This is a genomic window from Streptomyces sp. TM32 (genome assembly GCF_004122755.1).
Taxonomy (GTDB): Bacteria; Actinomycetota; Actinomycetes; order Streptomycetales; family Streptomycetaceae; genus Streptomyces; species Streptomyces sioyaensis.
The window spans coordinates 1-7,067 of sequence record NZ_SDIG01000246.1 but is presented as its reverse complement, the minus strand read 5'-3'; the positions used below and the strand labels follow the sequence as shown (position 1 = coordinate 7,067).

At 70.4% G+C, this 7,067-nt stretch carries 6 protein-coding genes and 1 tRNA gene; 3 read left to right on the top strand and 4 right to left on the bottom strand.

Going from position 1 to position 7,067, the window contains the following annotated elements:
* Positions 1 to 36: 36 nt before the first annotated feature.
* Together EST92_RS30195 and EST92_RS30190 are read right to left on the bottom strand one after the other, a co-directional pair.
* Entirely contained in the window at positions 37 to 564 is a 528-nt protein-coding gene (locus EST92_RS30195) for a hypothetical protein (protein ID WP_254069148.1), read from the bottom strand.
* A 289-nt stretch (positions 565 to 853) separates the two neighbouring features.
* Positions 854 to 1,204 (bottom strand): metallopeptidase family protein, encoded by a 351-nt coding sequence (locus EST92_RS30190; protein ID WP_006604686.1) that lies wholly within the window; start codon positions 1,202 to 1,204, stop codon positions 854 to 856.
* Positions 1,205 to 1,323: 119 nt separating this feature from the next.
* Here EST92_RS30190 and EST92_RS30185 point away from each other — a divergent pair, with 119 nt between their 5' ends.
* The 3 genes from EST92_RS30185 to EST92_RS30175 all read left to right on the top strand — a co-directional run bounded on the left by EST92_RS30185 (position 1,324) and on the right by EST92_RS30175 (position 4,499).
* A complete protein-coding gene (locus tag EST92_RS30185) occupies positions 1,324 to 3,003 on the top strand; it encodes a metallophosphoesterase (protein ID WP_129283863.1) in 1,680 nt (559 codons plus the stop codon).
* 82 nt (positions 3,004 to 3,085) lie between these two features.
* A tRNA-Glu gene (locus tag EST92_RS30180) sits at positions 3,086 to 3,158 on the top strand.
* Positions 3,159 to 3,263: 105 nt separating this feature from the next.
* Positions 3,264 to 4,499 carry a site-specific integrase gene (locus tag EST92_RS30175; protein WP_174244174.1) on the top strand — a complete coding sequence of 412 codons (1,236 nt, stop codon included), beginning with the start codon at positions 3,264 to 3,266 and terminating at the stop codon, positions 4,497 to 4,499.
* A 111-nt stretch (positions 4,500 to 4,610) separates the two neighbouring features.
* On the opposite strand, the gene EST92_RS30170 is transcribed toward EST92_RS30175, so the two are convergent.
* Both EST92_RS30170 and EST92_RS30165 read right to left on the bottom strand, forming a co-directional pair.
* Positions 4,611 to 6,266 (bottom strand): IS1182 family transposase, encoded by a 1,656-nt coding sequence (locus EST92_RS30170; protein WP_129283862.1) that lies wholly within the window; start codon positions 6,264 to 6,266, stop codon positions 4,611 to 4,613.
* Positions 6,267 to 6,378: 112 nt separating this feature from the next.
* A partial coding sequence (locus tag EST92_RS30165; protein WP_135789080.1) for a transposase occupies positions 6,379 to 7,067 on the bottom strand: 689 nt, incomplete at its 5' end.

Here is a 7,067-nt window from a genome sequence, read left to right as displayed (position 1 = left end):
GTGCGGACGGGTGGCAGGGGAAGAGGCCGGTGCGGATTAGTGAAGGTGCGGCGGCGAGGGCTGTGCGGGAGGCGTGGCGGGGGTGGTCTGAGCCGGCGGAGTGGCAGGCCGGTCGGGGTGCGAGGGCGAGGGCTGGGCGCGCCCGGGACGGCCGCCGTGGCCCGCTCCCGCGCCGGGCTCAGGACCCGACGGCTGCACCGGACGGGACGGAGCGCCGGGCTCGGACGGTGTCGGTACCGCGCTCTGTGCGTCGTCGGCTTCCTTGTCGTCGCCGCCGGCCGGGTGCGCCGCACCGCCACGCCCCATCCGCCGCGGACCGCCGCCGCGGCCGTCGACGGACACCCCGCCGGGGCCGTGCGCCCCGCCCTTCGCGTCGTGCCGCGCCGTACTGCCGGACGGTTTCGGCTGTTCCGGATCGCTCACGCTCATGCAGCCGGCCAGCGAGAAGGCCAGCGCGGAGACGGTCACGGCCGCGGCGGCACGGGAGCGCATCCGGCCCGTCGGGGGGCGGGTGGCGGGGACAGGGGCAAGGGTCGTGGACGACGACGGGGACGGTGTCGGCATCGGGGACGAGTGGCGGTAAGGGCTCGGGCGCACGGCGGGACCTCCGGATCCGGAGCGCAGGGACAGCGGCACGGACGACCTGCCCAACTCCCGCCGCCCGCCCGAGGACACGCGCGACACCCGGCGGATCGCGCCGGGTGTGCCTCCGGGGACGCCCCGGCAGCCCGCCGGCCCACCGGAAGGCCGAGCCGCGACGCTCCCCAGCTACCGCTGGGAGGTACCCCCGGGCCCGGCACCTCGCCGCGGCCTTTCCGACCCTGACCAATCGCCCCTGGCCATCGGACAGGCCCTAGCCGTACCCGAGCGCGTGCAACCGCTCGTCGTCGATCCCGAAGTGGTGCGCGATCTCATGAACGACCGTCACCTCGGTCTCCGCGACCACGTCCTCGCGGGTGTCGCACATCCGCAGGGTCGGGCCCCGGTAGACGGTGATCCGGTCCGGCAGCACACCGGCGTACCACTCCCCGCGGTCGGTCAGCGGCGTCCCCTCGTACAACCCGAGCAGCCCGGGGTCGTCCGCCGGGGGTTCGTCCTCGACGAAGACCGCCACGTTGTCCATCAGCCGGGTCAGCTCCGGCGGGATCCGGTCCAGGGCCTCGGCGACCAGTTCCTCGAACTCCTCGCGCGTCATTTCCAGCACACCACCATTCTCCGCCACCCGGCCCCCCACCGGTCGTCACGGACCGCCCGCCGCACCGCAGCCCAACCGGAAGCCGCCGCTCCTCGCGTAACGGCGCCGCGGTGGGGCATACGGGACCAATGGCCCGCGCCGCGCGCTCCCGGACACCGCACCCCGACCGCTCGCAACGCCCCCCGCACCGGCTGCTGCCGGCCGTTTCCGACGGCGTACGCGCACTGCCCGCAGCCGTCCGCCGCGCCTACCGCTCCCGCCGTACGGCCCCCACCGCCACCCTGCCCGACGGTGCTCCGCGTCGCCCCGTACGCTCCGCCCTCGGCCTGATTGCCGTCACCGTCCTCGGTGCCTGGCTGGGGCTGCTGCTGATCGGCAGCCTCCGCGTCCCGGTCGGCCCGATGGACACCAGCATGGCGCTGCGCCCCTCCCTGACCGGCGGCACCAGGATCACCGTTGCGCCGCTCGGCGACCTGGAACTGAGCAGCCACTACGCACCCGTCCGGCTGGATGTCGACGTCGACCGGCTGGACCCGATCCGCTCCCAGGCGCTGGTCGACCACCCCGAGCGGTTCGCCGGCCTGCAGGACGAGGTCACCCGTGACGTCACCCACGGCGCCCTGCGGCTGGCGCTGCACTCCTGCGTCGCCGTGGCGTCCGGCGCCACCGCGCTGAGCCTGGCCGTGCACCGCCGCCCGCGCCGCGCACTGGCCGCCGGCGGCCTGGCGCTCACCCTGCTCGCCGCCTGTGCGGGCACCGCGTACGCCACCTGGAACCCCCGGTCCGTACTGGAACCGAAGTTCTCCGGACTGCTCTCCTCGGCCCCGTCCGTGGTCGGCAACGCCCGCAGCATCGTCAGCGAATTCCACGTCTACCAGAAGGAGTTGGCGCGGCTGGTGACCAACGTCACCAAGCTCTACGACGCCACGTCGACGCTGCCCGCGTACCAGCCGGACCCCACCACCCTCCGTGTCCTGCACGTCTCGGACATCCATCTCAATCCCGGCAGCTGGGGGATCATCGCCTCCCTGGTGAAGCAGTACCGGATCAACGTGATCGTCGACACCGGCGACACCATGGACCACGGCTCGGCCGCCGAGAACCACTTCCTGGACCCGGCCTCTTCCCTCGGTGCCCCGTACGTCTGGGTGCGCGGCAACCACGACTCGCGCACCACACAGCGGTATCTGACCCACCGCAAGCACGTCACGGTCCTCGACAACGGCGACGTCACCCGGATCGCCGGCGTACGGCTCGCGGGCATCGGCGACCCGCAGTTCACCCCGGACCGCTCCGTGGTGGCGGCCGGCGACCCCGCCGAGCGCACCGCCGGCGGCCGGCTCGCCGGCGCGCTGCGCACCCAGCGGCTGGCCGGCACCCCCGTCGACATCGCGCTGGCCCACAACCCCGTCGCCGCGACCGAGGCGGACGGCCTGGCACCGCTCGCCCTGGCCGGCCACCTCCACCACCGGGAGAACACCACGCTCCCCCGGGGCACCCGGCTGATGGTCGAGGGCTCCACGGGCGGCGGCGGGCTGCGCGCGGTGCAGAACAAGAAGCCCGCGCCGGTCCAGGCGTCGGTGCTCTATCTGGACCGGAAGACCAAACGGCTACAGGCGTGGGACGAGATCACCCTGGGCGGCCTGGGCCTGTCCCGGGCCGAGGTCAGCCGCCATCTCCCCCGCGAGAACCGGCCCGGCGCCACGCCGTCGCCCTCCCCTCCGCTTCACTCCACCGGCCCGCCGTCCGGCCCCTCGGCAGGCCCCCTTTCCCGCCCGGCCAGGAACTCTTCCGACGGCACCGGGTAAACCGTTTTGGCGAACGGTCCTCCCATCCCATATGCTTCTCACGTCCCCGACGGCGCCGGTAACGACGCCAAGGTGGCCACCAGCCCTCATCGTCTAGTGGCCCAGGACGCCGCCCTTTCAAGGCGGTAGCACGGGTTCGAATCCCGTTGGGGGCACCTTGATCATAGTCCTCCTGACCAGCGGAAACGCCGGTCAGGAGGACTTTTTGTGTCTATAACGTCAGCACCATGTCAGCACCGATCTGATTTACGGTGCGCTGCATGGCGTACATAAAGCAGCGAGCAAAGAGCGGCGGCACGGTCAGCCACACGGTGATGTGGCGTGCTGGCGGGGCACGGGGCGGGAAGCAGGAGTCGGAGGTCTTCGAGGACGAGACGGCCGCCGAGCGCTTCAAGGATCTGGTGAACGGCCACGGCCAGCAGTGGCCGCCGGGGTGGGTGCGCGGGCAGGGCTTCGTCGAGGACGTACGCCAACCCGGTGAACTCTTCGAGCCCTTCGCGCTTCGCTACATCGATCAGCTCACCGGAGTTCAGGGCGACACCAAAGCCGAGTACCGCAAGCTGGTCCACCAGAAGCTCTCCCCGTGGTTCCGCAGCTATTCGATGCGCGATGGGGAGGGCGGGCTTACCTCAGACCTCATACGTACCTGGGTCAACGACTTGGAGGCCGGGCGGCCGGCTCCTCAAGACCCGGAAGGCACCAAGCGCCGCAAACTCAGCCCCAAGACCATCCGCAACGTCCACGGGTTGCTCTCCGGCATCTGCCAGAGCGCGGTGGAGCGGAACCCACCTCTGCGGACGAAGAACCCGTGCGCAGGCACCCGGCTCCCCCGTAAGGACGACGGGGTCGAAGACGCGATGGTCTTTCTCGAACGTGACGAGTGGGCACTGTTGCGCACTCACCTGGTCGACCAGGATGCTCGCGAGCTCGCCGATGCTCTTGCCGAGACCGGCGCCCGCTGGGGAGAGATCACCGCACTCCAGCCTCGGGACCTCGTGCGCCGCAACGGTCGGCCCGCGATCCGCATCCAGCGAGCCTGGAAGCGGGACCAGGATGGCGCGGCCTACCTCGGCGCCCCCAAGACCAAGAAGGCTCGCCGGACCATAGTGATCACCAGCAACCTGGACCAGATGCTCCGAAGGCGAGCCAAAGGCATCACTCCCAACGATCTCCTCTTCACGGGGCCCAAGGGCGGGCGCTGGGACACCTGGACCTTCCGTAGCCTGCGCTGGCACCCCGCGATCGAAGGCGCTCGCACCGAAGGGCTCACCAAGGCCCCACGCGTGCACGACCTTCGGCACTCACATGCTTCATGGCTCATTGCCGCGAAGGTTCCGCTCCCAGCCATTCAGGGCCGCCTCGGGCACGAGTCCATCACCACGACCGTCGACCGTTATGGCCACCTGCTCGACGCCTTGGATGACGAAGTCGTTGCCGCGGTCGACTGGGCCATGAACCCGGACGCACCGCTGCCGACGTCTGCCCTGGCTGCGTGACGGCCGTGGGGCCTTCCCGCACCCCCTCGGAGGGGGTGCGGGGTGCGGGGTGCACGGCCAAGTACAGAGCTTGGTCACAACGCCGTGACTCTGCTGGTGATGTTGGTGGGGTCATACGGTGGCTGCGCACAGTGCGTGAAAGTGCGTGGTGCGGCGGCGGGTTCTGGGAGTGCTGGTTATCCAGTCGGAGACCCGGGTGACGTTGCAGGCCATCGCGGTGAGGACATGCTGAACGTGGGTACGGGCCAGGCCCCGGTAACGGGAACGACGCAGGCCGTGGGCGCGGACGTTCTGCGAGAGGGTGGCCTCGATGCCGGCGCGGATCGCGTAGCGGCGCTGCCATTGCTCGGTGCGCTGGTCGAGCCGGTTGCGCATCTGGATCTCGTGCAGCGGCCGGGGCAGCACGGCGATGGATCGGGGCCCGGTGGCTGAAGAGGTGCACTGCGCGCGGTCCGGGCAGGTCTGGCAGTCCCCCTCGGCGAACCGGGCCTGCAGATAGGCGTGGTCCTTGATGTTCAGCCTGGTCCAGGACACGCTCGTGGCCCCGCGCGGGCAGATTGCCTGCTCGTTGTCCCAGTCGATAGTGAAGGCCGCCTTGCCGAAACCCGAACCGGCCTTGGCCTGGGCGCTGTGGTCGGCGACGACCGGGCCTAGCAGGCTGATGCCGTGCACCTGCTGGGCCCGCTCGATGCGTGCCGGAGATACGTAGCCGGAATCGACCACATGCTCGGCGGGCAGGAGGCGCCGCTCGGCGAGATCGTCGTGGATGGTGTCGATCAGCTCGATGTCCTGGACGGTGGAGATCGTGGTGGCGACATGGACCACCAGTTCGGGGCGTTCTTCGTCGCAGGTTTCCGTGAAATGTGTCCGGTATCCGCTCCAGGCGGTGGCCCGTTTGACGGAGTAGTGGGCATCGGTGTCATAGGGGGAATCGAACCGCAGCGAGGCGGGCGGCAGCGCGTGGCCGTCCCGCCAGCGCAGGGATCCGTCCACGTCCCAGAAGTAGTGGTGGACCCAGACCTGACGGAGGATCTCCACTTGCGGCAGCAGGCGCAGGTGGGGTGGGGCGCAGGCGGCCCAGGCGGCGGTGAGGATCTTCTGTCCGTCCCGGCCGAACTCCTCGGCCCGGGCGGTCACGGCTGGTTTGCCGCCTGGCAGTTTGCCGATCTCCACCCGGCGTCCGTATCGCTTGGCCCACTCGGGCTCGATCAGCGGCGTCAGCCAGGCGGGCGCGGCTTCGGCCAGTTTCTCCAGCGCCGCCCGCAACGTCTCCCCGACCAGCTCCAGGCGGCTGAGGGTCCGGACCGAAGCCAGTACATGGGTGGCGTCGGTACGCTGCCGGCCCCCGGCTTTGAGCAGGCCGGCCTCCATCAGACGGTCCAGCATCACCTGCAGCAACCGGTCGGCGGCGCCGTCCTGTTCGGCCAGCCGGGCCCGGAACTCGCACAACACAGAGTGATCGAATCCAGGATCCTCCAGCTCAAGGCCGAGGGCATACTTCCAGTCGATCCTGGTGCGGACCGCGTCCGCCGCCGCACGGTCGGACAGATTCTCTGCGAACTGCAGCACGGACACCAGCGCCAGCTGTCCGGGCGACAGGCCCGGCCTGCCGTCACCGGGATACAGCCCGACGAACTCGTCGTCCTCGAACAGGACATCGAGCCGGTCCCGGATGAGCATCGCCGGAGTGCCCTTCGGACACGCTGCCCGCGCTGTCCGCAGCGTCCTCGCCGGGATCCGCTGAAAATTCCGCGGCCGTAACGACACCGCACCCACACCCCAGACTCCGAAGCCACCCCGCACACCCCTCAGCGAAGCACCCCACGGCCATGCCGTCAGCGCCCCACACAAGATCACCAGCAGAGTCACGCCGTTGCGTTTAGCGTGGCTGGCGTGATGCAAGTCCGTTCTCGATGATCTGGATGTCGGCGGCGAGGGTGTAGGTCTGGGTCTGTTGCGGGTGTTTCCCGGCGTTCGGCCCGTACTTGCTGGTCGGATTCTTGCGGGTTCGGGCCTTGACGCGCTGGCGGGGCTCAGCTGGCCACAGGGCGTTCAGGAGGGCCCGCCCGATCGCCCCGACCAGGGATGACGTCGCACTCGGGAAGATGTCGGCGGCGAGCGTGACCTGGTCGGCGGCGGCTTCCAACAGGATGGTGAAGCTGATGCGCTCCATGGCCGCGCCGGGTCTGGTGCCCACGGCGTCGTCGGCGGCACGGATGAGCGCCTGGTAGGCCGTCAGCAGCGCATAGACCTCTTGGTCGAGGCCGGGAATGCTGCGTGAGCGCAGGACTCGGCCGTCGAGCATCGTCACCTTGATCGAGAAGTACGTGGTCTCGATCTGCCACCTGCGGTGGTAGAGGTCGATGAGTTCGCGGGCGGGGTAGCGCTCGGCCTCGAGCAGGCTGGTCACCAGGCGCCAGGGCTCGCGCCGGGTGGTGCCGTCGGCCAGTGTGACGGTGATCCACGCCTCGATCACCCGGACCGGCAGGAGCCGGTAGCCGACGCCGGCCCGATAGACGGCCGTGTTCAGGGTTGCCAGGTAGGAACCGTCGGGCAGGCGCTGCTGGA